Source organism: Hydrogenophaga sp., from assembly GCF_051860785.1.
Lineage (GTDB): Bacteria > Pseudomonadota > Gammaproteobacteria > Burkholderiales > Burkholderiaceae_C > Hydrogenophaga.
The window spans coordinates 253,187-278,124 of sequence record NZ_JBIMLB010000005.1 but is presented as its reverse complement, the minus strand read 5'-3'; the positions used below and the strand labels follow the sequence as shown (position 1 = coordinate 278,124).

Sequence of the window (24,938 nt, the reverse complement as noted above, 5' to 3'; positions counted from 1 at the left end):
GTGCGGGCGCGCAGCGCCAAAGACCGACACCACACGCGCCAGCGCCGTCTCGGTGCCCGCTCGCATGTCCAGCGGCTCGGTGGCCAGCCACAGGGCATCCACCCGGATCACTTGAGCAGCTCTCGCATCCACACGGCGCACTGTTCGGCTGCGTCCAAGGGCCAGGTCACCGAGACGCTGGTGGCGCCACGGCGCAGCTCGATGCGGATGTCCGGCGCAGGTGCACACGCCGCTGGCGGCAGTGGCACAGGAACGAATGAGGGGGGCTGCAGTGCAGGCAGCGCGCCACCCGCTTGGCGGCGCCACTTGTGCACGACGTTGGCGTTGATGCCGTGTGACAGGGCAATGCTGGCTACCGATGCACCTGGCTCGGCGCACTCGGCAATGATCTGCTGCTTGAGCTCGGCGCCGTACCGCCGGCGGGTCTTCTTCCTGGCTTCATCCATGGTGTCCACCTAATTTGCTTGGTGGACACCATCGTTGCCGCTTAGACCAATCCCTTCAAGGGTGGGATGGCCGCGCGCTTACAGTTGCCGCGCCGCACTGCCAGGCGGGTGACGTTGATTTCGAACAGGTGGCGCGCCTCGAGTGCGCGCAGGTTGTTGTCCCGGTCGCCATCGATGGCGATGGAGGCGATGATGCCCACGCCCATGCCGAGTTCGACGTAGGTCTTGATCACGTCGGCGTCCATGGCGGTGATCACCACGTTCGGGCTCAAGCCTTCCTTGGCAAAGGCGTCGTCGATGTGCGAGCGGCCGGTGTAGCCCCGGTCGTAGGTGATGATGGGATGCTCGGCGAGCTCTTGCAGCGTGAGGGGCCCGGCGGTGTGCAGCAGCGGGTGGTTGGGTGGCACCACGATGCTGTGGGTCCAGCGGTAGCAGGGCAGCGTGACCAGTTGCGGGTAGTGGGCCAGCGCCTCGGTGGCGATGCCGATGTCGGCTTCACCGGTGAGCAGCATTTCGGCCACCTGCTTGGGTGAACCCTGGTGCAGGTTGAGCGTGACCTGCGGGAACAGGCTGCGGAAATCGCGCACGGCGTGGGGCAGGGCGTAGCGGGCCTGCGAGTGCGTGGCCGCAATCGACAGGCCACCCTCCATGCGCGAGACGAATTCCTTGCCGGCCTGGCGCAGGTTGCCGGCTTCCTGCAGCAGGCGTTCCACGATGGGCAGGAGCGTGCGGCCGGGTGGCGTGAGACCGGTCAGCCGCTTGCCTGCACGCTCGAAGATGGTGACACCCAGCTCTTCCTCCAGCTCGCGAATCTGCCGGCTCACGCCGGGTTGGGATGTGTAGAGCATGGCGGCGACTTCAGTAAGGTTGAAGCCGCAGCGCACGGTCTCCCGGACGGATCGGAGCTGTTGGAAGTTCATGAACGTGCCTTCAATACCGGGTGCTGCGCGCGCCGTAGACTCGTCGAGAGGTATCGCGGAACTGGCTTTGCCAGGCCGCAGATACCGCCCCCTTGAGGGGGTCGCGCGAAGCGCGGCGGGGGTGGTTCATAGCAGGGCGTCGGCCCAGATGTTCTTCGCCCAGGATCGGGCGTACTGGCCTTCGAGTGCATTGGCCGTGGGCGTGAGGCCGCCCGAGCCCGGTACCGGCACCAGCGTCTTCTGCTCGGCGTTCCACTTGTGGACCGAGGCCACGTGCACCACGTCGGTCTCGCTCACGAAGCTGTAGCAGGTGTTGGCGATGATGGGGTCGGGGTTGATGGGGCGGCCCTGGATGAGCGCGATCACCGCATCGGCCGCGACCTTGCCGTGGTTGTTGGCCATGAAGCCGGACTTGGGCATGCCCGGTGCGGAGGCGGTGGCATCGCCCAGCACGTGGATGCCCTGGACGGCCAGCGACTCGAAGCTCTGGAAGTTCACACCCACCCAGCGCGCGGTGGGTTGCACCAGGCCGGCGGTGCGCGCAATGCGGCCCGCTTGCTGCGGTGGCACCACGTTCAGCACACCGGCCTTGATGGTCTCGAAGCTGGTCTCGATGCTCAGCGTGGCAGCGTCCACGCGCACCAGTTCGCTGTTGGGCCGGTAGTCCACGATGCCGGGGTAGCGCTCGGTCCAGGCTTTGACGAACAGGGCCTTCTTGGAAACGATGTCCGGGTTGGCGTCGAGCACCAGCACCTTGGAACGTGGCTTGTGCTGCTTGAAGTACGAAGCCACCTGGGCGGCGCGTTCGTAGGGGCCGGGCGGGCAGCGGTAGGGACCCTTGGGAATGTGCAGGGCATACACGCCGCCATCAGGCAGGGCTTCGAGCTGCTGGCGCAGCGCCACGGTTTGCGGGCCGGCTTTCCAGGCGTGCAGCACGCGGGCCTGTGCTTCAGCAGTCTGCAGGCCGGGCACCAGGTCGTAGAGAAAGTCCACGCCGGGCGAGAGCACCAGGCGGTCGTACTTCAAGGTCTCGCCGCGCGCCAGGCGCACTTCGCGCTTCTCGGCGTCGATGGCGGTGGCTTCGTCGCGCACCACGCGCACACCGTGTTTGCGTTGCAGCGTGTCGTAACCCGTGGTGAGGTTCTCGATCTTCTCGCTGCCGCCGAGCACCAGGTTGCTCAGCGGGCAGGAGACGAAGGCAGCCTCACGCTCGACCAGCACCACCTCGATCTCGGGCGCCCACTGGCGGATGTACTTGGCGGCAGTGGCGCCGCCGAATCCGCCCCCGATCACGACCACGCGGGCCTTGGGGGCGGTGGCGGTGGTGGTGGCACAGCCGGGCAGGGCCAGCGCCACGGCGGTGCCGCCGGCGGCGGCGAGCAGGTGTCTGCGGTTGATCATCTGGGTCATGTCCGTGTCTCCTGCGCGTTATTTCGGTTGGCGTGAAAAGTGGTCGGCCAGGCGTTCCAGCTCGGCGTCGCTGTAGCCCTTGGCGTGCTGGTGCATCACGGTCGCGGGCAACTGGTCGCGCTTGTAGGCCAGCAGCTTGGTCAGCAGCACCTGCTTGTCCTGCCCATTGATGGACGGGATGGCACTGTTGCTCTTGCCGCCGGTGCCGTGGCAGGCCGCGCAGGAGGCGGCCCAGGCGCGGGCCTGGAAGTCGGTGGTCTGGGCGTGTGCTGTGCTACCCAGCAACAACAGCGCGGCGATGCCGAGTGTTCTTTTCATCGTGCGCCTTCCGATTCAGAGCTTGGCGATCGAGACTTCGGTGGACTTCACCAGCGCCACGACCTCAGAACCGACCTGCAGGCCCAGGTCGTTCACGGAGCGGGTGGTGATGACCGAGGTGACGATGCCCCAGGGCGTCTCGACATCGACTTCGGAGACGACGTCGCCCTTGATGATTTCCTTGACCTTGCCTTTGAACTGGTTGCGGACGTTGATGGCTTGAATGGACATGTGTGGTTTTCCTTTGGTTGTGAAAGACGCGGTGAATGGAGGTGTCTCGGTCAAGAAACGCCGTGGAACCGGCTTTGCCGGGCCACTGGCGTTGCCACCTGGGGGGTAGCGCCGAAGGCGATGCGGGGGGTGTTCATCTAGACGGCCCAGCGAAGGGCGTGGGCTGGAGCGGGTGGCCAGGGCGGATCGTTCGAGGGTGCTTCGGTTTCAGGTACCTGCAGCACGCGGTCGAGGATGCGTTTCTCGATGGCGGCGAAGGTGGCATCGCCGCGCGAGCGCGGGCGCGCCAGGGGCACGCGCTCGTCCAGCGCGATGGCGCCGTCCTCGATCAGGATCACGCGGTCGGCCAGGGCCACGGCTTCCTGCACGTCGTGCGTAACGAGCAGGGCGGTGAAGCCATGGCGTTTCCACAGGCCTTCGATGAGCTCGTGCATCTCGATGCGGGTGAGCGCGTCCAGCGCACCCAGCGGCTCGTCGAGCAGCAGCAGTTGCGGGCGGTGCACCAGCGCGCGGGCGAGCGAGACGCGCTGGCGCTGACCGCCCGAGAGCTTGGCCGGCCAGTCACCCAGGCGGTCGCCCAGGCCAACTTGTCCGAGCACGGCCTCGGCGTCCTTGCGGTTCTCCTTCGGCAGGCCCAGGGCCACGTTGTCCACCACGCGTTTCCACGGCAGCAGGCGTGCGTCCTGGAACATGATGCGGGTGTCGTCGTGCAGGCCGTCGACGTTCTTGCCATCGAGCAGCAGTTCACCGCCGCTGGCAGCCTCCAGGCCCGCCACCAGGCGCAGCAGCGTGCTCTTGCCGCAACCGCTGCGACCGACGATGGCGACGAACTCGCCGGGTTCGATGGTGAGCTGGTTGTCGCGCAGCACCTCGCGCGCGCCATAGCGCTTGCTCAGGTGGCGCAGCTGCACGCGCACGCCGGGTGTGGATTTTTCGGTCGGGTTGGCCATGATGCGCGTCACACCTGCGGTTTGAACAGCGGCACGTCGACCGCGTTGATGCGCCGGGGCAGCAGCTTTTCCGCCAGGAAGGTGTCGGCGATCTTCTGCTGCTCGACGATGTTCTGCGCGGTCACCGGGCGCACCGCGTAGCTGCGGCGGCCGTTGGCCTGTTCCACGATGCCGGCGTCCAGGCCCCAGAAGGGCGCGAGCAGCGCGGCCGCTTCTTTCGGTTGTGCCTTGACCCAGCGACCGGTCTTCTCCAGTTCGGCGTAGATCACGCCGAGCACGTCGGGCCGCGCCTGCGCGAAGCGCGTGCTGGCCAGGTAGTAGCGCTGATACGAGGCCAGGCCCGTGCCGTCGGCCAGCACGCGGGCGTTGGCCTGCTTCTGCGCTGCCGAGAGGAACGGGTCCCAGACCACCCAGGCGTCGATGGCGCCACGCTCGAAAGCGGCGCGGCCATCGGCGGGCGTGAGGTAGGCGGGCTCGATGTCGACGAACGACAGGCCGGCCTTCTCGAGCGCGGCGATCAGCAGGTAGTGCGCACCGGCGGCCTTGGCGAAACCCACGCGCTTGCCTTTGAGTTCGCTCACGCTTTTCAGCGGCGAGTCGCTGCGCTCCAGGATGGCCTGCGCGGTGGGCGAGGGCGCTTCCTGCGCCACGAAGGTGAGCTGCGCACCCGCGGCCTGTGCGAACACCGGCACGGTGTCGGCCACGTCGGCGCTGAAATCGAGGTTGTCGAGGTTGAGTGCTTCCAGGAGCGGCAGGCCGCTGGTGAACTCGTGCCAGCTCAGCGTGGCGCCCAGCGGCGCGAGGCGCTGTTCCAGCGTGCCCTGCAGGCGCAGCACGGCGATCAGCGTGGACGATTTCTGGTAGCCCAGGCGCACCGTGCGCGGCGCGCTGCCTTGCGCCAGTGCGGCGCCGGCGGCGAGGGACCCGATGGCGCCCAGGGCGGCGCGGCGGTTGAAGAGGGGATGCGTCATGGTCGTTCTCGTTGGGGTGGTTCAGGGGTTCTGGTAGCCGGGGTGCCAGCGGAGCCAGTACGTCTCGAGGCTTCTTGCAAACACGTCGGCCAGCTTGCCGAGGGCGGCGTAGAGCAGGATGCCGACGAGCACGATGTCGGTCTGCAGGAATTCGCGGGCATTCATCGTCAGGTAGCCGATGCCGGCCTGTGCGGAGATGGTCTCGGCCACGATCAGAATCACCCACATCAGGCCGAGCGAGAAACGCAGGCCGACCAGGATGGAGGACAACGCGCCGGGCAGGATGATCTGCGTGTACAGGCCCCAGCGCGAAAGGCCGTAGGTGCGGCCCATCTCGATCAGGCCCGGGTCGACGTTGCGAATGCCGTGGAAGGTGTTGAGGTAGATGGGGAAGAACACGGCCACCGAGATGAGGAACAGCTTGGCGGCTTCGTCGATGCCGAACCAGAGGATGACCAATGGGATCAGCGCCAGCGCGGGGATGTTGCGCACCATCTGCACGCTGGAGTCCAGCAGCGTTTCGAAGAAGCGCACCGAGCCAGTGAGCAGGCCCAGCAGCAGGCCCAGGCCGCCGCCGATGGCCAGCCCGATCAGGGCGCGGCCGGCGCTCACCTGCACGTGCGTCCAGAGTTCGCCCGACACGGCCAGCGTCCAGAACGCAGTAACCACGGAGAGCGGGGCGGGCAGCACTCGGGTGGACAACCAGCCGAACGAAGATGACAACTGCCACACCACCACGAGCAGCGTGGGCACCAGCCAGGGCAGGAAGCGCTGCCAGGCCGACCGCAGGAAGCGGCCCACGAACGGGCCGAGGTCACGGCCCGGGGTGAAGCCCCAGCCGGGAGCGTCGATGGTGTCGGGCACCGGGGTCACCGGCGCCTCGCGAAACGTCTGGATCGTGGTCATGAAGCTTGTTCCTGTTCAGCTCTGGGATGCGCGCGGCACGAACACGTTGGCCACGGTCTCGCCGAACGGGCCGTTCAGCGCGGGGCCGGGCAGCTTCTCGCGCAACTGGCGGGGCAGCAGCGGGAACACGAGTTCGGCAAAGCGGTAGGCCTCTTCCAGGTGCGGGTAGCCGGAGAAGATGAAGTTCTCCAGGCCGAGCTCGGCGTATTCCTGGATGCGCGCGGCCACGGTCTTCGGATCGCCCACCAGCGCGGTGCCGGCCCCGCCGCGCACCAGGCCCACGCCGGCCCACAGATTGGGGCTGATCTCCAGGTCGGCGCGCGTGCGCTTCTTGCCACCGGCGTGCAGCGCGGCCATGCGGCGCTGGCCTTCGGAATCCATCTTCGAAAACGCGGCTTGCGCGCGGATCACGGTGTCGTCGTCGAGCCGGCTGATGAGCGAGTCGGCGGCGGCCCAGGCTTCGGTGTCGGTCTCGCGCACGATCACGTGCAGGCGGATGCCGAACTTCACGGTCCGTCCACGCTTCGCGGCTCGCGCACGCACATCGGCCACCTTCTTCTCCACATCGGCTGGCGCTTCGCCCCAGGTGAGGTAGGTGTCGACCTGCTCGGCAGCGAGCTCGTGCGCCGCCTCGGACGAACCACCGAAATACACCGGGGGATAGGGCTGCTGCAGCGGCGGGAAGAACAGCTTGGCGCCTTTCACCTGCAGGTGCTTGCCGTCGTAGTCGAAGGTTTCGCCTTCGTGACTGCGTGCCAGGATCTCGCGCCAGATGCGGATGAACTCGGCCGATTGTTCGTAGCGCTCGGCGTGGTCCAGGAACACGCCGTCGCCTTCCAGTTCGGCACGGTCGCCACCGGTGACGAGGTTGATGAGCAGGCGCCCGCCCGAGAGGCGGTCGAAGCTGGCGGCCATGCGCGCGGCCAGCGCCGGCTGGTGCAGGCCCGGGCGCACGGCCACCAGGAACTTGAGCCGCTGCGTCACCGGCAGCAGGCTCGCCGCCACGACCCAGGGGTCTTCGCAGGAGCGGCCGGTGGGAATCAGCACGCCTTCATAGCCCAGGCTGTCCGCGGCCTGGGCCACCTGCTTCAGGTAGTCGTGGCTGAGCTGGCGCGCGCCCTCGGCGGTGCCGAGGTAGCGGCTGTCGCCGTGGGTGGGGATGAACCAGAAGATGTTGAGTGACATAGCGTTCCGAACGAAGGGGTTTGTTCAAGTGGCACCGAGGAACCGGCTTTGCCGGGCCTCTGGTGCCGCCCCCTTGAGGGGGTCGCGCGAAGCGCGGCGGGGGTGGTCAACCAGCATTTACGGCCGCTTCAAGCAGGTTGATCTTTTTCGGGATCAGCTTGAGGTTGAAGAAGGTGTCGGCGATGACCTGCTGTTCCTGCAGGATGGCCTTGGTGATCGGGCCGGTGCCGTACACGGCGCGGCCTACGGAGCGGTCCACCACCGGCTTGGGCAGGCCCCACAGCGGCGCGAACTCGGCGGCGAGCGCATCGCGGTGGGCGCTGCCCCACTGGTCGAGCTTGTTGATCTCCTCGATCACGATCCTGACCACGTCGGCGTTCTTCGCCGCGTAGTCCAGCGTGGAGAAGTAGTACGCGCGGTTGTTCACCACGCCGGTGGCGTCGGCCAGGATGCGGCCACCCAGGCCCACTTCGGCGGCAGCGAGGAACGGATCCCAGATCACCCAGGCGTCGATGGCGCCGCGCTCGAAGGCCGCGCGCGCATCGGAAGGTGGCAGGAAGACGGACTGCACGTCGTCGTACTTCAGGCCGTTCTTCTCCAGCAGCTTCACCAGGAAGTAGTGCACGTTGGAGCCTTTGTTGTAGGCCACCTTCCTGCCCTTGAGATCGGCCACCGACCTGATGGGCGAGTCCTTGGGCACGATCACCGCTTCGGTGGCGGGGCGCGGCACCGTGGCGGCCACGTAGGCCAGCGGGGCACCGGCGGCCTGGGCGAAGATCGGCGGGGCTTCGCCCACGTCGCCAAAGTCGATGGAGCCGACGTTGAGCGCCTCGAGCTGGACCGGGCCGGCGGTGAATTCGGTCCAGGTCAGCTTCACGCCCAGGGGCGCCAGGCGCTGTTCCAGCGTGCCACGGCCCTTGAGCAGGCTGAGGAAACCTTTCTGGTGCCCAACGCGCAGCACGCGGTTGGCGGTGGGGGTCTGGGCCTGTGCGCGCAGTTGCGGCAGGGTGGCCAGGGCGGCCGCACCCACGCCCGAGAGGACGAAGCGGCGGCGGTTGGAGAAATCGAGTGTCATCTGAGTCTTTGAAAGAGGTGAAAGGGCGCTGCGCGCTTTCGCGGCGGCGATGCTCCAGGCGGCGGCGGTGGTGGTGAGCAGCCTGGCAATGTGGCGGCGCAGGTCGGCCGCATCGAAGGGCGTGGACATGGCGGGCTCCGCTTGGGGTGGATGGCGTCAGGGTTGCGACACCACCACCGCTTCGCTCACCTTGATGGCCTTGGGAATCAGCTTCAGGTCGAAGAAGGTGTCGGCGATCTTCTGCTGGTCGGCGGCCACGGCGGCGGTGATGGGCTTGACGTTGAACTCGTAGCGCTGCAGCGCGAGTTCCACCACCTCCACCGGCAGGCCCTGCAGCGGCGCGATGAGTTCGGCGGCCTGGCGCAGGTTCTTCTTCAGCCAGATGCCTTGTTCCACCGAGTCCGCGAACAGGGCTTCGATCACCTTGGGGTTCTTCGTCACGAAGTTGCGTGCGCCCAGGTAGTACTGGTAGTTGTTGACCACGCCACCCGTGCCATCGGCCAGCACGCGGGCGCCCGTGGCTTTTTCAGCAGCGGCCTGGAACGGATCCCAGATGACCCAGGCGTCCACGCGCTTGCTCTCGAAGGCGGCACGGCCATCGGCCGGTGCCAGGTAGACGGGTTCGATGTCGGTGATCTTCAGGCCGTGCTTTTCCAGCTGCTTGACCAGCAGGTAGTGCACGTTGCTGCCCTTGTTCAGCGCAACCTTCCTGCCCTTGAGCTCGGCCACCGACTTGATCGGCGAGTCCTTGGTGACGAGGATGGCCTCGGCGCGCGGTGCGGCGGGGTCGAAGCCGAAGTAGACGAACTGCGCGCCTGCGGCCTGCGCAAAGATGGGCGGTGCTTCGCCCACGTAACCCACGTCGACCGCGCCGACGTTCAGGCCTTCGAGCAGTTGCGGGCCGGCGGGGAATTCCACCCACTTCACGCCGAAGCCCAGAGGAGCGAGCTTTTTCTCCAGCGTGCCCTGCGCCTTCTGCAACACGAACAGGCTGGCCGATTTCTGGTAGCCGATGCGCAACTCGCCGCGCGTCTGCGCATGGGCGCTCGGCACCGGCAGCAACAACAGGGCCAGGCCCACGCCGATGACGATGGCGGCCAGCAGCGCCAGACCCCAGCGCCTGAGTTTCGAGAAGCCCGGCGTGGCGGACGCGCCCGCCTCGGCATCGGCGAGGTGCTTGATGGATTCACTCATGACAGATTCCTTTTTGACGAAGCGCAGGCGACAGCCGTCCAGGCCACCCGCGCGGTGGCTTTGAAAATGCGGGAATTGGGGGGTGCGGGAGATCGGCCGGGTGGTCCCGGCTCGCAGCGGGTCAGACGCTACATCGCACCTGGGCAAACGGCACGGGGGCGAACCCGGCCGTGAGCGGCATTCGCAGGCCTTCGTGAAGCAGGTTGTTCACGGCGTCGTCGAGTCGGGTACCGAGTTCGTCACCGACGCGGTACCCGTCGTCCTCGTCCTTCGGGATCTGCGCGTCGGTGGCATAGACACCGGGCAGGATGTGGCGCGCCGCCAGCGACTGCAGCACGGGCCGCAGCGCATAGTCGAGCGCGAGCATGTGGTGGGGGCTGCCCCCGGTGGCCAGCGGCAGCACCGCCTTGCCCTTGAAGGCCGACTGCGGCAGCAGGTCCAGGAAGACCTTGAGCACGCCGCTGTAGGCCGCCTTGTAGACCGGCGTGGCCACCACGATGGCCCGCGCCGTTTCCACCTGGGAGAGCGCTGCGCGAATGGACTTGTGGCCCACATCCGCCAGCAGCAGGGCCTGTGGAGACAGGTCCCGGATGTGCAGGCGTTCAATCAGAGCGTGGCGCAGACCGAGGCGTTGGTACACCGCGTCGAGCAGCGCGGCCGAGCGGGAATGCTCGGATGGGCTGCCGGCGATCAGGAGAATGGACACGGTGCACTTTCCCTGAGCTGGTTACTTCTTGGTATAGATCTGGTCAAAGGTGCCGTTGTCGCTGAAGTGCACCTTGGCTGCCTGTTCCCAGCCGCCAAAGGCGTCTTCGATCTTGAACAGGTTGAGCTTGGGCAACTGCTTGGCGTACTTGGCCTGGGCCTTGGCCGAGGTCGGGCGGTAGAAATGCTTGCCGATGATGTCCTGCGCTTCTTCGGTGTAGAGGAACTTCAGGTATTCCTCTGCCACGGCACGGGTGCCCTTCTTGTCCACGTTCTTGTCGACCACCGTCACAGCCGGCTCGGCCAGGATGGACAGCGAGGGGTAGACGAAGTCGACCTTGTTGCCGAATTCCTTTTCCAGCAGGTAGGCCTCGTTTTCCCAGGAGATGAACACGTCGCCCTGGTTGCGCTGCGCGAAGGTGATGGACGAGCCGCGCGCACCGGTGTCGAGCACGGGCACGTTGGCGTAGAGCTTCGCCACAAACTCCTTGGCCTTGCTGTCATCACCATTTGGGCTGCCGTACTTGCGCTTGGCGAATTCCCAGGCGGCCAGGTAGTTCCAGCGGGCGCCGCCCGAGGTCTTGGGGTTGGGGGTGATGACCTTCACGTCCGGGCGGATCAGGTCGTCCCAGTCCTTGATGTTCTTGGGGTTGCCCGCGCGCGTCACCAGCACGATGGTGGAGGTGTAGGGCGAGCTGTTGAGCGGCAGGCGCTTCTGCCAGTCCTTGGGGATCCAGTTGCCGTTGCTGTGCAGGGCGTCGGTGTCACCGGCCAGGGCCAGCGTGGCCACGTCGGCGTCCAGGCCGTCGATGATGGAGCGAGCCTGCTTGCCCGAGCCGCCATGGCTCTGCTTGATGGTCACGTCCTGGCCGGTCTTGGCCTTCCAGTACTTGGTGAAGGCGGCGTTGTATTCCACATAGAGCTCGCGCGTCGGGTCGTACGACACGTTGAGCAGCGTCACCGGGCCGGTCTGGGCGTAGGCCGAAAGGGCGCTGGCGGAGAGGGCGGTGGCGGCAAGGGCCTGGATGAGCTGGCGGCGGGTGGTCATGGTGTTCCTCGGGGGACTTTGTTGAAGGGATGCCGGATGATCCCGTCAAAGCCACGGATAAGGAACGAATGAATATTTGGTTGCTTATGACGGAAACATCTATACCTCTCGAAGGCGGATCACCATCTGGTTGGCCTTGAGCTCGATGTCGAACCGGGATAGAAAACTCTGCCCCAGCAAGGCCACGGCATCGCGGCCCGTCTGCAGGCCGATGCCCACCGCCGTGCCGCCCACGGCAAATGAGCCGGCCGTCACCGGTACATCGCGCAGCACGCGCCCCGGCATGGGTCCGTTGGCGGTGCTGAAGGTGACGCTCTGCCCGCCTTCAAGACCGGCTTGCTGCGCGAACGCGGCGCTGACGGTGACGAGGCTGGCGCCGGTGTCCACGAGGAACTCGACCGGTCTGCCGTTCACGGTGCCGGGCAGGCGGAAGTGGCCGTCCCGGCTGCGGGTGATCACGATCTCGCCTTGTTCGCTGGTGGTGTAGGGCGCCTGCCTGGCGGCGCGCTGACCCTCGAAGTGCGAGAAGCCGGTGTACAGCGCAGCGCCCAGGCCCACCCAGAAGACCAGCATCCAGAAGGCGCCTCTTCTCGCGGTCGATGCGGTGCTGCGTTGTCCGTTTCCGTCCCGGTCTCTGTCCTGCAATCCCACTGCCGTCTCTTCCTTGAATGGTGATGAAACCGATGCTACCCGGCGCAATCCACTAAAGTCGATCCGGTTTCCTTTCAAAGATTCCTGACCATGACCCAGACCCTGCTCATCTTCGCCCTGGTTTCCCTGGTCGGCATTGCCACGCCCGGCCCCACCGTGCTGCTGGCGCTGTCCAATGGATCGCGCTATGGCGTGCGCGCTTCGTTGCCTGGCATGGCGGGTGCCGTGGTGTCCGATTTCGTGCTCATTGCCGCTGTGGCGCTGGGCTTGGGCGCCTTGCTGGCGGCTTCCGAGTTCGCCTTCTCCGTGGTGAAGTGGGTCGGTGTGGCTTACCTGGCCTACCTGGGCGTGCGCATGCTCATGTCCACGGGCACGCTGGCGGTGCCTGGCGACGATCCCGGTGCGCTGCCTCCTTCGGGGCGATCGATCTTCATGCGCAGCTTCTTCGTGGCGGTGTCGAACCCGAAGGGGTACCTGATGTTCACGGCATTCCTGCCGCAGTTCATCGTGCCCACCGAGCCGCAGTTCGCGCAGTACGCGACACTGGCCATCACCTTTGCGGTGATCGACTTCATGGTGATGCTGGTTTATGCCGTGGCCGGTGTGCAGGCCCTCCGCGTGCTCAAGGCCAACGGCGTGCTGTGGCTGGACCGTTGCTGTGGCGGCGTGCTGCTTGCGCTGGCCGGTTCGCTCGCGCTGTACCGGCGCAACGCCTGAGGCCCCGACGCACCGGGCGCTTCAGGCCGCGATCGGCAGGCCCACCAGCTTTTCCAGCTCCGCGTGTTCGAGCCCGTCGACCGCATCGATCAGCTGCAAGCCCTGCGGCGTGCAGGCCAGCGTGGCCAGGTCGCTGTAGATGCGCTTGACGCAGCCGATGCCGGTGAGCGGGTAGCTGCACTGCGCCACCACCTTGCTCGCGCCTTGCTTGGTCAGCAGGTCCATCATCACCCAGGTCTGCTTGGCACCGATGGCCAGGTCCATCGCGCCGCCCACGGCGGGAATGGAGCCGGGCTCGCCGGTGCTCCAGTTGGCCAGGTCGCCGGTGGCCGAAACCTGGAAGGCGCCGAGCACGCAGATGTCGAGGTGGCCGCCGCGCATCATGGCGAAGCTGTCGGCGTGGTGGAAGTACACGCCGCCGGGCAGCAGCGTCACCGGCTGCTTGCCGGCGTTGATGAGGTCGTAGTCTTCCTCGCCGGGTGCGGGCGCGGGGCCCATGCCCAGGATGCCGTTCTCGCTGTGCAGCACCACCTCGATGCCCGGAGGCAAATGGTTGGCCACCAGCGTGGGCTGGCCGATGCCCAGGTTCACGTACGCGCCGTCGTGGATGTCCCGTGCCACGCGGCGCGCGAGTTCGTCTTTGGTTCTTCTTGTGTAGGTCATGTTGCGTCCTTGAAGCCGCCAGCCTGCGTGGCCACGCGGGGAATCTGAACGATGGCGCTCACGTGGATGCCGGGGGTGACCACGGCCTCGGGGTCGAAGCTGCCGAGCTCGGCAATCTCGTACACGCTGGCAATGGTGCGCTTCGCAGCCGTGGCCATCACCGGGCCGAAGTTGCGCGCGGCCTTGCGGTAGGTGAGGTTGCCCCAACGGTCGCCGCGCTCGGCCTTGATGAGCGCCACGTCGCCGAAGATGGGGTACTCCAGCACATACGGTTTGCCGTTGAGGACGCGCGTTTCCTTCGCTGTGCCGTCGGCGTTCTTCGCCAGCTCGGTACCGAAGCCCGTGGGCGTGAAGAACGCGCCGATGCCGGCACCGGCGGCGCGCAGGCGCTCGGCCAGGTTGCCCTGCGGGACCAGTTCCAGTTCCAGTTTTCCGCTCCGGTAGAGCGCGTCGAACACATGGCTGTCTGCCTGGCGCGGGAAGCTGCAGATCACCTTGCGCACGCGCCCGGTCTTGAGCAGCGCGGCCAGCCCCGTGTCGCCATTGCCGGCGTTGTTGTTCACCACGGTGAGTTCCCTCGCCCCCTGTTCGATCAGGCCGTCGATGAGCTCGCCGGGAATGCCGGCGGTGCCGAAGCCGCCGATGAGCACGGTGGCACCGTCGGCGATACCGGTGAGCGCCTCGGCGACCGAGGCGGCGATCTTGTTGATCAAAACGATGTCTCCTGCTGGGTACTTTGGGGTGACGGGATTTTCATCCGCTTTGACGGGCTCGGGGCGCATGGGCTTTTCCCAAGCCGGAAAACTGATTTTCAGTGGATCCGTTGCATGGGAAGGGGCAGGGCGACACACTCAGCGGCCATCGACCACAAAGACCTGGAGACAAGCGTGAGCAAGCGAATTGGATGGATCGGCCTCGGCCGCATGGGCGAAGCCATGGTGAAGCGGCTGACCCAGGCCGGCCACACGGTGGAGGTGTGGAACCGCACCCGCAGCAAGGCCGAACCCCTGGCCGAATACGGCGCGGTGGTGGTGAACAGCAAGCAGGACCTGTCCACTTGCGACACGGTGTTCACCATGGTCTCCACGACAAACGACCTCAAGGAAGTGCTCTTTGGCGAGGGCGGACTGGTGGCCGGTGCGAAGCGCCCGCGCGTGGTGATCGACAGTTCTTCCATCTCGCAGGAAGGGTCGGCCGAGATCCGCACGAAGCTCGAAGCCCTGGGCATCGCCTACCTGTGTGCCCCGGTCTCTGGCAACGCCAAGGTGGCCAAGGCCGGCAAGCTGCTGGTGGTGGCGTCGGGTGCGAAATCCATCTACGACGAAGCCGAGCCTTACCTGGTTGCCATGTCGCGCAAGGCCATGTGGGTGGGCGAGGGCGAATTGGCCCGAGTGTGGAAGATCGCGCACAACACCATGTTCGGCGTGATCATCCAGAACCTCTGCGAGATCACCGTGCTGGCCGAGAAGGCGGGCATTCCGCGCGATGTGTTCCTGGAGAGCATCAACGACTCGGTGCTGGGCTCCATGTACACGCGCTACAAGACACCGGTGCTCACCAAACTCAACTTCGAGCAGGTCACCTTCACGCCCAAGCTGCTGCTGAAAGACATGGACCTGGGCCTGGGTGCGGCCAAGGCCCACGGCGTGGCCATGCCTGCTGCGGCGGCCACGCGCGAGAGCATTGCGCGCATGGTGGGCCGGGGCTATGAAGACATCGACTTCGCCGTGCTGCTGCGCGAGACGGCGGCCGATGCCGGGCTTCAGATCCAGCCGCTGGACGTCGACGTCAGCGACGGTCTGAGCAGCTGAGGCGCCGGGCCATGGCTGCAGCCCGCACCCTGCTTCGCGGAGGCACCGTCATCACCATGGACGCGCAGGGCGACCTGGCGCGAGGTGATGTCCTCATCACCGGTGACACCATCACGGCCATCGAGCCTGCGATCGCCGCCGACGACGCGCAGGTGGTCGACGCCACCGGATGCATCGTCATCCCGGGCCTGGTCAACGCCCACATGCACACCTGGCAGACGGCGCTGCGCGGCGTGGCTGCCAACTGGACACTGCTGCAGTACTTCAAGAACATGCACGCCGGCCTGGCCACGGTGTTCACGCCGGGCGACCTGCACATCGCCACGCTGGTGGGTGCACTCAACCAGATCAACTGCGGCACCACCACGCTGGTGGACTGGTGCCACAACAACCCCACGCTCGCGCACAACGACGCTGCCGTGGCCGCGCTGCTGCAGTCGGGGATTCGCGCCGCCTTCTTCCATGGCACGCCCAAGCCCGATCCCAAGCCCGGCGAAACGCCGTTCTGGGAGCAGCCGCACCCGCGCGCCGAGGTCGAACGCCTGCTCAGGGCGCATGCGGACGAACCTTTGCTGAGCATCCATGCCGCCGTGCTCGGGCCGCATTACTCCACCCTCGATGTGGCGATGCACGATTTCCGCATGGCCAAGGAACTCGGCCTGATCGCCTCCCTGCACCAGGGCGGCGGACCGGCTCGCACGCCCGATGGCTGGGAGCGTCTGGAGGAAGCCGGACTGCTCGGGCCGCACATCAACATCGTGCATGGTCATGCGCTGAGCGACGCCCAGCTGGCGCGCTTTTGTGAACTCGGCATGAGCTTCTCGGCGGCGGCTGAGAGCGAGATGTCGCAAGGTCATGGCCACCCGCTCACCGGCCGGCTGCGTGCGCTGGGCCGCGCACCTTCGCTGGGCGTGGATCTGGAGAGCGTGATGAGTGGCGACATGCTGAGCCAGGCGCGCATTGCCCTGGGCATCCAGCGCAGCCTGGACAACTTCGCCTACCGGGAAGCGCACGGCAGCATCCCGCCCACGTCCACCATCACCACGCGCGAGGCGCTGGCCTGGGTCACCGTGGAGGGCGCGCGCATGCTGGGCCAGCAGGACCGCATCGGCAGCCTGGCACCCGGCAAGCAGGCCGACCTGGTGGTGATCCGCGCCGACACCCTCAACATGCAGCCCGTGCACGACGCGGTGAGTGCCGTGGTGATGCAGGCCTCGCTGGCCAACATCGAGAGCGTGATGATTGCCGGGCAGTGGCGCAAGCGCGATGGCCGCGTGCTGGATGCCGACATCGCCTCGCTGCTGGAGAGCCTGCAGCAGTCGGGCCGAAAGATCACACAGGCCATGGGCCTCTGAGACCGGCGGGTGGTGGCCCCATCCTTTTCCCTGCAACGAGGAGACAAGCATGAAGAGAAGAACATGGATCCATGCGGTGACCCGCTGGACGGGTGCCGTGGTGCTGGCCATGCCGGTGCTCACGGGCACCGCTCAGGCACAGGCCTACCCGAGCAAGCCCATCCGTTTCCTCGTGCCCTTCACCGCGGGCAGCGGCACCGACCTGATCGCGCGCACCGTGGGCGATGCGATGTCGCGCAGCATGGGCCAGCCCATCGTGGTGGAGAACCGCCCCGGCGCAGGGGGCTCGCTGGCGACCGCGCAGGTGGCGCGGGGCGAGGCCGATGGCTACACCGTGCTCATTCCCTCGTCCAGCCACGCGGTGAACCCGGCGATCTACAGCAACCTCACCTACGACACCGTGCGCGATCTCACCGGCATCACGCCGCTGGCTGCGCTGCCCAACGTGATGGTGGTCTCGCCCGCGCGGGGCTGGAAGACCGTGGCCGATGTGCTGGCCGCCGCGCGAGCCAGGCCCGGCCAGCTCAACTATGCCTCGGCCGGCGTGGGCAGCGCCACGCACCTCAATGCCGAGAAGTTCAAGCTGCAGGCGGGCTTCGACGCACAGCACATTCCTTTCAAGGGCACGCCTGAAGCGCTGGCCGACGTGATGGGCGAGCGCACCGATTGGTATTTCTCACCGTTGTCTTCTGCCTTGCCGCTGATCCGGGAGAACAAGGTGGTGGCCCTGGCCGTGAGCACATCGCAACGCACCAGCGCGCTGCCCCAGGTGCCCACCACGGTGGAGGCCGGCGTGCCGGGTTCGGACTTCGTCTTCTGGGTCGGCATGATCGTCCATGCCCAGACGCCGACCGCCATTCAGCAGCGGTTGCATGCCGAAGCCTTGAAAGCCCTGGCCGACCCGGAGGTGAAGGAGCGCCTCACGCGCCTGGGCGCCGAACCCTACCCCATGCAGCCCGAGGCGTTCAACGCCTTCATCCGCACCGAGATGGACGCCGCAGCGCGCATCGCCAAGGCGGCCAACCTCAAGGGTCAATGAACATGTTCCGTGTGCATTTCATCGGCGTGGGCAAGATGGGCCTGCCCATGGCCCGCCACCTGCTGGCCGCCGGCAACCAGGTCACCGTGAGCGACCCGGACCTCTCTCGCCTGGCGCTGGCGGCCGAGTGCGGCCTCGCCTCGGGCACCATGGATGAGCTGGCTCGCGCGGAGGTGGTGATGTCTTCGCTACCGCACGACCAGGCCCTGCGCAGCGTGGGCATGGCCGTGGCAGCCGCGCTGCCACAGGGCGCGGTGTATCTCGACACCAGCACCGTCTCGCAGCGCGTTTCTGCCGAGGTGGCCGAAGCCTGTGCCCGTTCAGGTGTGGAATACCTGCGCACCACGGTCTCCGGCAACAACCACATGGCCGAAGCCGCCCAGCTCACGGTGATGGCCTCTGGCCCGAAGGCCGTGCACGAGCGCCTGCTGCCCCTGCTGCGCTGCTGGGGACCGAACCACTTCTACCTGGGCGAGGGCGAGCAGGCCCGTCTCATGAAGCTGGTGGTGAACCTGCTGATCGCGCAGACCAGTGCCATGCTGGCCGAAGGCCTCACACTCGGGCAGAAAGGCGGACTGGACTGGGCCGACATGTGGGCCGTGCTCGGCGCCAGCGCCGTGGCCTCGCCCATCCTCAAGGCCAAATCGGCCCAGCTTTCGAAGCGCGACTACGCGCCCACCTTCACCGTGACCCAGATGAACAAGGACCTCGACCTCATCCTCGCCGAAGCCGCCGCCTGCGAGGCCCCGGTGCCGCAGACCGCCGCCACGCGGCAACTCATGGCCGCTGCGCAGGCGCAGGGCGACGCCGACCTGGATTACGCGGCCATCATCCGCGTGCTCGAACGCAGCGCTGGGCTGACGCGATGAAAAACTTCGTCTACCAGGGCCTGCCTTCGCGTGTGGTGTTCGGCGCCGGCTCGCTCGCCTCGCTGCCGGTGGAGATGGATGCGCTCAAGGCACAGCGCGCGCTGGTGCTGTGCACGCCTGAGCAGCGCGATTCAGGTGAACGCGTTGCCGCCCTGCTGGGCTCGCGCGCCGCCGGCATCTTCGACCGCGCCGTGATGCACGTGCCGATCGAGACCGCCCGCGAGGCCCGGGAAGAAGCTGGCCGCCTGGGTGCGGATTGCGCCGTGGCCATCGGCGGCGGCTCCACCACCGGCCTGGGCAAGGCGATCGCCCTCGATTCCGGCCTGCCCATCCTCGCCATTCCCACCACCTACGCCGGTTCGGAGATGACGCCCATCTACGGCATCACCGAAGCGGGCCTGAAGAAAACCGGCAAGGACATCCGCGTGCTGCCGCGCACCGTGATCTACGACCCCGAACTCTCCATGACGCTGCCCGTGGGCCTGAGCGTGACCAGCGGCATCAACGCCATTGCCCACGCCGCCGAAGGCCTGTATTCGGTGGAAGGCAACCCGGTGATCGACCTGATGGCCGAAGAAGGCATCACGGCTCTCGGCCGCGCGCTGCCGCGCATTCGCGCCCACGCCAGCGACCCCGAGGCGCGCTCCGATGCGCTTTACGGCGCGTGGCTCTGCGGCATCGTGCTCGGGACCGTGGGCATGGCCCTGCACCACAAGCTCTGCCACACACTGGGTGGCAGTTTCAACCTGCCGCATGCCGAGACGCACACCATCGTGCTGCCGCACGCGCTGGCGTACAACGCGGGTGCCGCTCCCAAAGCCATGGAGCGCATTCGGCGCGCACTCGGCGGCGCCAGTGCGGCACAGGCGGTGTACGACCTGGCCCACGCCAATGGCGCCCCGGTGGCGCTCAAGGACATCGGCATGAAGGCGCAAGATCTGGACAAGGCCTGCGACATCGCCATGAGCAACCAGTACCCGAACCCCAGGCCGCTGGAGCGTGGGGCGATCCGGGCGTTGTTGCAGGACGCGTTCGAGGGCGTGCGGCCAGCCTGAAATCTGGTGTCGAAGGGGCGCTGTCCTACAGGGAATCAGCGCGGTCGGTGCTACCTTTCCACAGACCCCTGGAAAGGAGATCCGCCATGAGTGAACGCAGCAGAAAAACACCCCGGGCGGAGGCGTCAGACGAAGGCCAGGCGCCTACCTCCACCCGAACCATCTGGAAGGGTGCCATCAGCTTCGGGCTGGTGCACATCCCCGTGGGCCTGTATTCGGCCACGATGAGTTCGGGCATCGACTTCGACTGGCTGGACCGGCGCTCGATGGACCCGGTGGGCTACAAGCGCATCAACAAGGTGACCGGCAAGGAAGTGGCCAGCGCCGACATCGTCAAGGGCGTGGAGTACGAAGATGGTCGCTATGTGCTGCTCTCGCCCGAGGAAATCGCGGCGGCCTTCCCCAAGGTCACGCAGACCATCGAGATCGAGACCTTCGTCGATGCGGACGAGATTCCCTTCGTCTACCTGGAACGGCCTTACTACACGGCGCCGCTCAAGCGCGGCGAGAAGGTGTATGCGCTGTTGCGAGAGGCGCTCGCCAAGAGCAACAAGGTGGGCCTGGCCAAGGTGGTGATCCAGACCAAGCAGCACCTGGCGGTGCTCATTCCCTGTGGGCGTGCGCTCATCCTGAACCTGTTGCGCTGGGGCGGGGAAATCCGTTCGTTCGAACAGCTCGATCTGCCGCCGCTGGGTGTGAAAGCCGCAGGCATCAAGGACGCCGAGTTGACCATGGCGATGCAGCTCATCGACGACATGACCCAGCCCTGGAAGGCCGACGAGTTTCGCAATTCGTTTGCGGATGAAATCAACAAGCTGGTGGAGACCAAGGCCACCAAGGGCGAGCTGGCGGAGGTGGCGAAGGTCGAGAAAACCGAAGGGGCACCGAGCGGCGCCAATGTGCTCGATCTCACCGCGCTGCTCAAGCGCAGCCTGGGCGCTGCGCGCACGCCCAAGGAAAAGCCCGCCTCGGTGACAAAGCTGCCCACCGCGAAAGCACCTGCGCGCAAGGCGGTGGCCAAGAAGAAGCCCGCGGCGAAGAAGACCGCGCCCGCTGCCAGGCCGCCGGTGAAGAAGCCCGCGCGCCGCGCGGCCTAGGAGCGCAGGCGTGGCCGATGCGCTGGCGCTGTACCGCAAGAAGCGCAACTTCGCCCGCACGCCTGAGCCCGCCGAGGGCGGTGAGGCCAGTACCGGTGCCCTTCGCTACGTGATACAGAAACACTGGGCCAGTCACCTGCACTACGACCTTCGGCTGGAGCTCGACGGCGCCATGAAAAGCTGGGCCGTGCCCAAAGGACCGAGCTTCGACCCGAAGGACAAGCGCATGGCGGTGCAGGTGGAAGACCATCCCATCGCCTACAACACTTTCGAAGGGCAGATACCGCCGGGGCAGTACGGCGCGGGCAAGGTGATCGTGTGGGACAAGGGGCACTGGACACCCATCGGGGATACTGCGAAAGGCTATCGCGACGGGAAGCTCAAGTTCGAGTTGCACGGCCACAAGCTGAAGGGCCGCTGGACGCTGGTGCGCATGCGCGCCGATGCCGGTGGCAAGGTGCCGCCGTGGCTGCTCATCAAGGAGCACGACGAACACGAACGCCCGGCCGATGAGTTCAACGTCGTCGAGGAACAGCCCGACAGTGTGAGCGGTCTGCAGGCGGCCGCACCCAGGAACACCAGGCCCGCCAAAGCCACCCTGCCCAACACGCTGTCCCCGCAGCTCGCCACGCTCGCCAGGGCCGCTCCCACCGAGGTGGCTGACTGGTTGTGGGAGTTGAAGTTTGACGGCTATCGCCTGCTGGCGCGCAAGCAGGGCAGGCACGTGCGCCTGTTCACCCGCAATGGCCACGACTGGACGGCCCGCATGCCGGCGCTGGCCCGGGAACTGGCCAGGCTGCCGCTGCGCTCCGGCTGGCTCGACGGTGAGGTGATGGTGGTGGACGAGGAGGGCATGCCGAACTTCCAGGCCCTGCAGAACGCGTTCGACGCCGCCGAGGCCGATCATCTGGTGTACGTGCTGTTCGACATGCCGTTTGCCGACGGGCTGGATCTGCGAGCGCTGCCCGTGGAAGAACGCCGCGAGCGGTTGCGCGCGCTGATGGATGGCCACGCCAGCGATCTGTTGCGCTTCAGCGAAAGCTTCGACGCACCATCGGCCGACCTGCTCGCCTCGGCGTGCCAGCTGGGTTTCGAGGGACTGATCGGCAAACGCAAGACGGCACCCTACACGTCGCGCCGCAACACCGACTGGATCAAGCTCAAGTGTGGCCAGCGGCAGGAGTTCGTGATCGGCGGCTACACGGATCCCAAGGGTTCTCGAACCGGCATCGGCGCGCTGCTGCTCGGACTGCACGACGAAGAAGGCGCATTGCAGTTCGTCGGACACGTGGGATCCGGCTTCGACGAACGCACCTTGCAGTCCCTCCACGTCGCGTTGAAGAAGCTCGCCGTCGGCAAGCGACCTTTCGCTGGCTCAACGAGGATCGAAGGCCGACCGCACTGGGTGCAGCCCAGCCTGCTGGCCGAAGTCTCCTTTGCTGGCTGGACGCAGGAAGGGCGCCTGCGCCACGGCGTGTTCCTGGGGCTGCGCGGCGACAAGCCGGCTGCGGCCATTTCCCGTGAAGAGCCCAAGGCGGTGAACTCCATGAAAATCTCCAACCCCGAACGCGTCATTGACGCCGACAGCGGGCTCACCAAGCTCGACCTGGTGCGTTTCTATGAAACGGTCGCCCCGTTCATGATGGAACACCTCAAGGGCCGCCCCGTGGCGCTGGTTCGTGCCCCCGACGGCATTGAAGGCGAGCTGTTCTTCCAGAAGCACCTGGACAAGACCCGCATGGAAGGGGTGATGCTGCTCGACCCCGCGCTGGATGAAGGGCACGATCCCCTGATCGAAGTGGCCAGGCCCAATGGGCTGCTTTCGGCCGCCCAGATGAACGTCATCGAGTTCCACACCTGGAACGCGCGCAAGGACCGCATCGAGCGCCCCGACCGCATGACTTTCGATCTGGACCCGGGCGAAGGCGTGGCCTGGGAACAGGTGCAGGAAGCGGCGGAGCTGGTGCATGTGCTGCTGAAGGAACTGGGCCTGCCGGCTTTCCTGAAGACCAGCGGCGGCAAGGGATTGCACGTGGTGGTTCCCATCAAGCGCCTGCACGGCTGGGATGCCGTGAAGGGGTTTTCGCAGGCGGTGGTGCAGCACCTCGCGCAGACCATTCCCGAGCGCTTCGTGGCCAAGAGCGGCCCGCGCAACCGCGTGGGCAAGATCTTTGCCGACTACTTGCGCAACGGGCGTGGCGCCACCACCGTGAGCGCGTGGTCGGCGCGCGCGCGGCCGGGCATGGGCATTTCGGTGCCGGTGGCCTGGTCCGAACTCGCGAGCCTCACGGGCGGCGCGCACTGGAGTGTGCACACGGTGGGTCAGCGCCTGCGCAAAGGCAATGCCCCCTGGGACGGCTACGACAAGGCCGCCGTGTCGCTGGCGCCGGCCATGCGCCAGCTGGGCTTTGACGCCGGCAAGGTCAGTAAACCGTGAACTGCCCGGTCCACTTGCGCTCGTAGTCCATCTTCTTGAAGTGCGCGGCCATGAAATCGATGAAGGTGCGCACCTTCGCGCTGAGATGCTTGCGGCTGGGGTAGGCGAGGTTGATGGTGAGGTGGGGCAGGTCCCAGTCGTCGAGCATGGGCACCAGGCGCCCTGCCACCACGTCGTCGTAGACGATGTAGCTGGGCTGGATCAGGATGCCCATGCCGTCGAGCGCGGCGGCGCGCAGGATCTGGCCGTCGTTGCTTTCCAGCAGCCCCTTCACGCTCACCGTGCGTTGTTCGTCGCCGCGTGAGAAACGCAGTTCGTACGGGTTGTTGGCGTGAATGTAGATCAGCAGTTTGTGGCGCTGTAGATCGTCCAGATCGTGCGGCACGCCATGGCGCGCCAGGTAGCCGGGTGAGGCCACCAGAATGCGCCGTGTCTCGGCCAGGCGGCGGATGGTGATGTTGGAGTCGGGCTCGTACTCGCGGTTGCGGATGGCCACGTCGATGTTGTTGTCGATGATGTCCAGGTAGCGGTTGGCCGCCTCCACATGCACCGTGACGTTGGGGTAGCGATCGGTGTATTCGCGCAACAGCGGCGCGATGTGGTGCATGGAAAACGACAGCGACGCCGTGACCCGCAGCACGCCGGTGGGGTTGAGTGCAGCGGCATTGACGGTGGATTCGGCGTCGCGCAGATCGGACAGGATGGTGCGGGCGCGCTGGAAGAACTCCTGCCCGGTGTCCGTCAGGTACAGGCGACGGGTGTTGCGTTCCACGAGGCGCACGCCCAGGCGCTCTTCCAGGGCGGCCAGGTGGCGGCTGGCGCTGGCGTTGGATAGGTCCAGCGACTCGGCGGCCTTGCTCAGGCTGCCGGTTTCGGCCACCTGCACGAACAATTCGATCTCGGTCCAGCGGTCCATGGTCTGCTCTTTGTTGCGCCTGAAGAAAAAGTCATTTTTGCCTCAGGCATTGGTCTGTCTCCCCCAACGCTCTACATTGTGACGGCACTGCGGGCCAACCGCCGGCAAGCTGGAGACAAACGCTTGAGAAACCTCGATCAGTACAACATCACCCAGGCCGTGCTCGCTCGCCTGTCGCAGACGCCCGACGCGCGTCTGAAGGAGATCATGACCAGCCTGGTGCAGCACCTGCACGCCTTTGCGCGCGAGGTCAAGCTCACCGAGGCAGAGTGGATGCAGGGCATTCAGTTCCTGACCGCCACCGGACAGAAGTGCGACGACCAGCGGCAGGAGTTCATCCTGCTGTCGGACACCCTGGGCCTGTCCATGCTCACCGTGGCCATGAACAACGACAAACCCGCCGGCTGCACCGAAGCCACGGTGTTCGGCCCCTTCCATGTGGAGGGCGCTCCCCGGGTGGAACACGGCGCAGACGTGGCCAACGGGGCTCCGGGAGAGCCCTGCCTGGTGCGCGGCAGCGTGCGCGGTCTCGGCGGGGGAGCGGTGGCCGATGCCGAGATCGACGTCTGGCAGGCCGATGCCGATGGGCTCTACGACGTGCAGCGCGAGGGCCTGGCCCAGGCGCAGGGCAGGGCGGTTCTGCACAGCGGGACCGATGGGCGCTTCCATTTCCAGAGCGTTGTGGCGGAACCGTACCCGATTCCCGACGACGGGCCGGTGGGCGACATGCTTCGTGCCACCAAACGCCATCCCTGGCGTCCCGCCCACCTGCATTTCATGATCCGTGCGCCCGGTTACGAGACGCTGGTGACCCATGTGTTCCGTGCCGGCGACCCTTACCTCGACTCGGATGCCGTCTTCGGTGTGCGGCAGTCGCTGGTGGCCGAGTGGGTGAGGCAGCCCGATGGCTCGACCACCCTGGATTTCGATTTCGTGCTCAACCCTTTGAAAACATAAGCCAACCTGCAG

General features: G+C 66.6%; 26 protein-coding genes. 9 read left to right on the top strand and 17 right to left on the bottom strand.

Translation table 11 applies throughout. The features are described 5' to 3' along the window. Positions 1-107: 107 nt before the first annotated feature. From tnpA to ACTIF6_RS09825, 14 genes are all read right to left on the bottom strand, one after another. Complete coding sequence (gene tnpA, locus ACTIF6_RS09890; RefSeq protein WP_439587799.1) at positions 108-446, bottom strand: IS66-like element accessory protein TnpA; 339 nt, start codon at positions 444-446, stop codon at positions 108-110. 41 nt (positions 447-487) lie between these two features. Continuing rightward, the gene (locus tag ACTIF6_RS09885; protein ID WP_439587798.1) at positions 488-1,366 is read right to left on the bottom strand and encodes a CysB family HTH-type transcriptional regulator; all 879 of its coding nucleotides are present in this window, start codon (positions 1,364-1,366) and stop codon (positions 488-490) included. 126 nt (positions 1,367-1,492) lie between these two features. Further along, positions 1,493-2,764 carry an FCSD flavin-binding domain-containing protein gene (locus ACTIF6_RS09880; protein ID WP_439587806.1) on the bottom strand — a complete coding sequence of 424 codons (1,272 nt, stop codon included), beginning with the start codon at positions 2,762-2,764 and terminating at the stop codon, positions 1,493-1,495. A 30-nt stretch (positions 2,765-2,794) separates the two neighbouring features. Beyond that, positions 2,795-3,094, bottom strand: a complete 300-nt coding sequence (locus ACTIF6_RS09875) for a c-type cytochrome (protein WP_439587797.1) — start codon at positions 3,092-3,094, stop codon at positions 2,795-2,797. A 15-nt stretch (positions 3,095-3,109) separates the two neighbouring features. Beyond that, the gene (locus ACTIF6_RS09870; RefSeq protein WP_439587796.1) at positions 3,110-3,325 is read right to left on the bottom strand and encodes a TOBE domain-containing protein; all 216 of its coding nucleotides are present in this window, start codon (positions 3,323-3,325) and stop codon (positions 3,110-3,112) included. Between the two features lie 137 nt (positions 3,326-3,462). Further along, positions 3,463-4,275, bottom strand: a complete 813-nt coding sequence (locus tag ACTIF6_RS09865) for an ATP-binding cassette domain-containing protein (RefSeq protein WP_439587795.1) — start codon at positions 4,273-4,275, stop codon at positions 3,463-3,465. 8 nt (positions 4,276-4,283) lie between these two features. Continuing rightward, on the bottom strand, positions 4,284-5,246 hold the full coding sequence (locus ACTIF6_RS09860) for an aliphatic sulfonate ABC transporter substrate-binding protein (RefSeq protein WP_439587794.1): 963 nt from the start codon (positions 5,244-5,246) through the stop codon (positions 4,284-4,286). 21 nt (positions 5,247-5,267) lie between these two features. Further along, entirely contained in the window at positions 5,268-6,152 is an 885-nt protein-coding gene (ssuC, locus tag ACTIF6_RS09855) for an aliphatic sulfonate ABC transporter permease SsuC (protein WP_439587793.1), read from the bottom strand. A gap of 15 nt (positions 6,153-6,167) precedes the next feature. Next, the gene (gene ssuD, locus ACTIF6_RS09850) at positions 6,168-7,337 is read right to left on the bottom strand and encodes an FMNH2-dependent alkanesulfonate monooxygenase (protein WP_439587792.1); all 1,170 of its coding nucleotides are present in this window, start codon (positions 7,335-7,337) and stop codon (positions 6,168-6,170) included. Positions 7,338-7,443: 106 nt separating this feature from the next. After that, positions 7,444-8,412, bottom strand: a complete 969-nt coding sequence (locus ACTIF6_RS09845; RefSeq protein WP_439587805.1) for a sulfonate ABC transporter substrate-binding protein — start codon at positions 8,410-8,412, stop codon at positions 7,444-7,446. 156 nt (positions 8,413-8,568) lie between these two features. Continuing rightward, positions 8,569-9,606 (bottom strand): sulfonate ABC transporter substrate-binding protein, encoded by a 1,038-nt coding sequence (locus ACTIF6_RS09840; RefSeq protein WP_439587791.1) that lies wholly within the window; start codon positions 9,604-9,606, stop codon positions 8,569-8,571. A 121-nt stretch (positions 9,607-9,727) separates the two neighbouring features. Next, positions 9,728-10,312: an NADPH-dependent FMN reductase gene (ssuE, locus tag ACTIF6_RS09835; protein ID WP_439587790.1), complete on the bottom strand. Its 585-nt coding sequence runs from the start codon at positions 10,310-10,312 to the stop codon at positions 9,728-9,730. A gap of 21 nt (positions 10,313-10,333) precedes the next feature. Continuing rightward, positions 10,334-11,359, bottom strand: a complete 1,026-nt coding sequence (locus ACTIF6_RS09830; protein WP_439587789.1) for a sulfate ABC transporter substrate-binding protein — start codon at positions 11,357-11,359, stop codon at positions 10,334-10,336. 99 nt (positions 11,360-11,458) lie between these two features. Further along, on the bottom strand, positions 11,459-11,932 hold the full coding sequence (locus tag ACTIF6_RS09825; protein ID WP_439587788.1) for a retropepsin-like aspartic protease family protein: 474 nt from the start codon (positions 11,930-11,932) through the stop codon (positions 11,459-11,461). A gap of 168 nt (positions 11,933-12,100) precedes the next feature. Here ACTIF6_RS09825 and ACTIF6_RS09820 point away from each other — a divergent pair, with 168 nt between their 5' ends. Next, positions 12,101-12,727: a LysE family translocator gene (locus ACTIF6_RS09820; RefSeq protein WP_439587787.1), complete on the top strand. Its 627-nt coding sequence runs from the start codon at positions 12,101-12,103 to the stop codon at positions 12,725-12,727. 21 nt (positions 12,728-12,748) lie between these two features. Here ACTIF6_RS09820 and ACTIF6_RS09815 read toward each other — a convergent pair whose 3' ends face one another. Together ACTIF6_RS09815 and ACTIF6_RS09810 are read right to left on the bottom strand one after the other, a co-directional pair. After that, positions 12,749-13,390: a 3-oxoacid CoA-transferase subunit B gene (locus ACTIF6_RS09815; protein WP_439587786.1), complete on the bottom strand. Its 642-nt coding sequence runs from the start codon at positions 13,388-13,390 to the stop codon at positions 12,749-12,751. Continuing rightward, positions 13,387-14,103, bottom strand: a complete 717-nt coding sequence (locus tag ACTIF6_RS09810; RefSeq protein WP_439587785.1) for a 3-oxoacid CoA-transferase subunit A — start codon at positions 14,101-14,103, stop codon at positions 13,387-13,389. The genes ACTIF6_RS09815 and ACTIF6_RS09810 overlap by 4 nt, the downstream gene beginning before the upstream one ends. Before the next feature lie 114 nt (positions 14,104-14,217). On the opposite strand from ACTIF6_RS09810, the gene ACTIF6_RS09805 reads away from it, so the two are divergent. The 7 genes from ACTIF6_RS09805 to ligD all read left to right on the top strand — a co-directional run bounded on the left by ACTIF6_RS09805 (position 14,218) and on the right by ligD (position 23,053). Beyond that, on the top strand, positions 14,218-15,201 hold the full coding sequence (locus tag ACTIF6_RS09805) for an NAD(P)-dependent oxidoreductase (protein ID WP_439587784.1): 984 nt from the start codon (positions 14,218-14,220) through the stop codon (positions 15,199-15,201). An 11-nt stretch (positions 15,202-15,212) separates the two neighbouring features. Continuing rightward, on the top strand, positions 15,213-16,556 hold the full coding sequence (locus ACTIF6_RS09800) for an amidohydrolase family protein (protein ID WP_439587783.1): 1,344 nt from the start codon (positions 15,213-15,215) through the stop codon (positions 16,554-16,556). Positions 16,557-16,605: 49 nt separating this feature from the next. Next, positions 16,606-17,595 (top strand): Bug family tripartite tricarboxylate transporter substrate binding protein, encoded by a 990-nt coding sequence (locus tag ACTIF6_RS09795; protein ID WP_439587782.1) that lies wholly within the window; start codon positions 16,606-16,608, stop codon positions 17,593-17,595. After that, the gene (locus tag ACTIF6_RS09790; RefSeq protein ID WP_439587781.1) at positions 17,592-18,464 is read left to right on the top strand and encodes an NAD(P)-dependent oxidoreductase; all 873 of its coding nucleotides are present in this window, start codon (positions 17,592-17,594) and stop codon (positions 18,462-18,464) included. Before ACTIF6_RS09795 ends, ACTIF6_RS09790 begins: the two co-directional genes overlap by 4 nt. Next, positions 18,461-19,519, top strand: a complete 1,059-nt coding sequence (locus ACTIF6_RS09785) for a maleylacetate reductase (protein WP_439587780.1) — start codon at positions 18,461-18,463, stop codon at positions 19,517-19,519. Before ACTIF6_RS09790 ends, ACTIF6_RS09785 begins: the two co-directional genes overlap by 4 nt. Before the next feature lie 86 nt (positions 19,520-19,605). Next, positions 19,606-20,616 carry a Ku protein gene (locus ACTIF6_RS09780; protein WP_439587779.1) on the top strand — a complete coding sequence of 337 codons (1,011 nt, stop codon included), beginning with the start codon at positions 19,606-19,608 and terminating at the stop codon, positions 20,614-20,616. Between the two features lie 10 nt (positions 20,617-20,626). Continuing rightward, complete coding sequence (gene ligD / locus ACTIF6_RS09775; protein ID WP_439587778.1) at positions 20,627-23,053, top strand: DNA ligase D; 2,427 nt, start codon at positions 20,627-20,629, stop codon at positions 23,051-23,053. Here ligD and ACTIF6_RS09770 read toward each other — a convergent pair. After that, on the bottom strand, positions 23,040-23,969 hold the full coding sequence (locus tag ACTIF6_RS09770; protein WP_439587777.1) for a LysR family transcriptional regulator: 930 nt from the start codon (positions 23,967-23,969) through the stop codon (positions 23,040-23,042). The genes ligD and ACTIF6_RS09770 overlap by 14 nt on opposite strands. Before the next feature lie 123 nt (positions 23,970-24,092). Between ACTIF6_RS09770 and ACTIF6_RS09765 the strand changes: the two genes are divergently transcribed. Continuing rightward, positions 24,093-24,926, top strand: a complete 834-nt coding sequence (locus tag ACTIF6_RS09765; protein ID WP_439587776.1) for an intradiol ring-cleavage dioxygenase — start codon at positions 24,093-24,095, stop codon at positions 24,924-24,926. Positions 24,927-24,938: the final 12 nt, after the last annotated feature.

Excerpts from the sequence above, each read along its gene's own strand:
- ACTIF6_RS09815 (WP_439587786.1), bottom strand. The coding sequence starts at position 13,390 with ATGACCTACACAAGAAGAACCAAAGACGAACTCGCGCGCCGCGTGGCA.
- ACTIF6_RS09870 (WP_439587796.1), bottom strand. The coding sequence starts at position 3,325 with ATGTCCATTCAAGCCATCAACGTCCGCAACCAGTTCAAAGGCAAGGTC.
- ACTIF6_RS09780 (WP_439587779.1), top strand. The coding sequence starts at position 19,606 with ATGAGTGAACGCAGCAGAAAAACACCCCGGGCGGAGGCGTCAGACGAA.
- ACTIF6_RS09825 (WP_439587788.1), bottom strand. The coding sequence starts at position 11,932 with ATGCTGGTCTTCTGGGTGGGCCTGGGCGCTGCGCTGTACACCGGCTTC.
- ACTIF6_RS09820 (WP_439587787.1), top strand. The coding sequence starts at position 12,101 with ATGACCCAGACCCTGCTCATCTTCGCCCTGGTTTCCCTGGTCGGCATT.
- tnpA (WP_439587799.1), bottom strand. The coding sequence starts at position 446 with ATGGATGAAGCCAGGAAGAAGACCCGCCGGCGGTACGGCGCCGAGCTC.
- ACTIF6_RS09830 (WP_439587789.1), bottom strand. The coding sequence starts at position 11,359 with ATGACCACCCGCCGCCAGCTCATCCAGGCCCTTGCCGCCACCGCCCTC.
- ACTIF6_RS09875 (WP_439587797.1), bottom strand. The coding sequence starts at position 3,094 with ATGAAAAGAACACTCGGCATCGCCGCGCTGTTGTTGCTGGGTAGCACA.
- ACTIF6_RS09770 (WP_439587777.1), bottom strand. The coding sequence starts at position 23,969 with ATGGACCGCTGGACCGAGATCGAATTGTTCGTGCAGGTGGCCGAAACC.
- ACTIF6_RS09800 (WP_439587783.1), top strand. The coding sequence starts at position 15,213 with ATGGCTGCAGCCCGCACCCTGCTTCGCGGAGGCACCGTCATCACCATG.
- ssuD (WP_439587792.1), bottom strand. The coding sequence starts at position 7,337 with ATGTCACTCAACATCTTCTGGTTCATCCCCACCCACGGCGACAGCCGC.
- ACTIF6_RS09790 (WP_439587781.1), top strand. The coding sequence starts at position 17,592 with ATGAACATGTTCCGTGTGCATTTCATCGGCGTGGGCAAGATGGGCCTG.
- ACTIF6_RS09840 (WP_439587791.1), bottom strand. The coding sequence starts at position 9,606 with ATGAGTGAATCCATCAAGCACCTCGCCGATGCCGAGGCGGGCGCGTCC.
- ACTIF6_RS09805 (WP_439587784.1), top strand. The coding sequence starts at position 14,218 with ATGGGAAGGGGCAGGGCGACACACTCAGCGGCCATCGACCACAAAGAC.
- ACTIF6_RS09865 (WP_439587795.1), bottom strand. The coding sequence starts at position 4,275 with ATGGCCAACCCGACCGAAAAATCCACACCCGGCGTGCGCGTGCAGCTG.
- ACTIF6_RS09785 (WP_439587780.1), top strand. The coding sequence starts at position 18,461 with ATGAAAAACTTCGTCTACCAGGGCCTGCCTTCGCGTGTGGTGTTCGGC.
- ACTIF6_RS09885 (WP_439587798.1), bottom strand. The coding sequence starts at position 1,366 with ATGAACTTCCAACAGCTCCGATCCGTCCGGGAGACCGTGCGCTGCGGC.
- ACTIF6_RS09845 (WP_439587805.1), bottom strand. The coding sequence starts at position 8,412 with ATGACACTCGATTTCTCCAACCGCCGCCGCTTCGTCCTCTCGGGCGTG.
- ACTIF6_RS09795 (WP_439587782.1), top strand. The coding sequence starts at position 16,606 with ATGAAGAGAAGAACATGGATCCATGCGGTGACCCGCTGGACGGGTGCC.
- ssuC (WP_439587793.1), bottom strand. The coding sequence starts at position 6,152 with ATGACCACGATCCAGACGTTTCGCGAGGCGCCGGTGACCCCGGTGCCC.
- ACTIF6_RS09860 (WP_439587794.1), bottom strand. The coding sequence starts at position 5,246 with ATGACGCATCCCCTCTTCAACCGCCGCGCCGCCCTGGGCGCCATCGGG.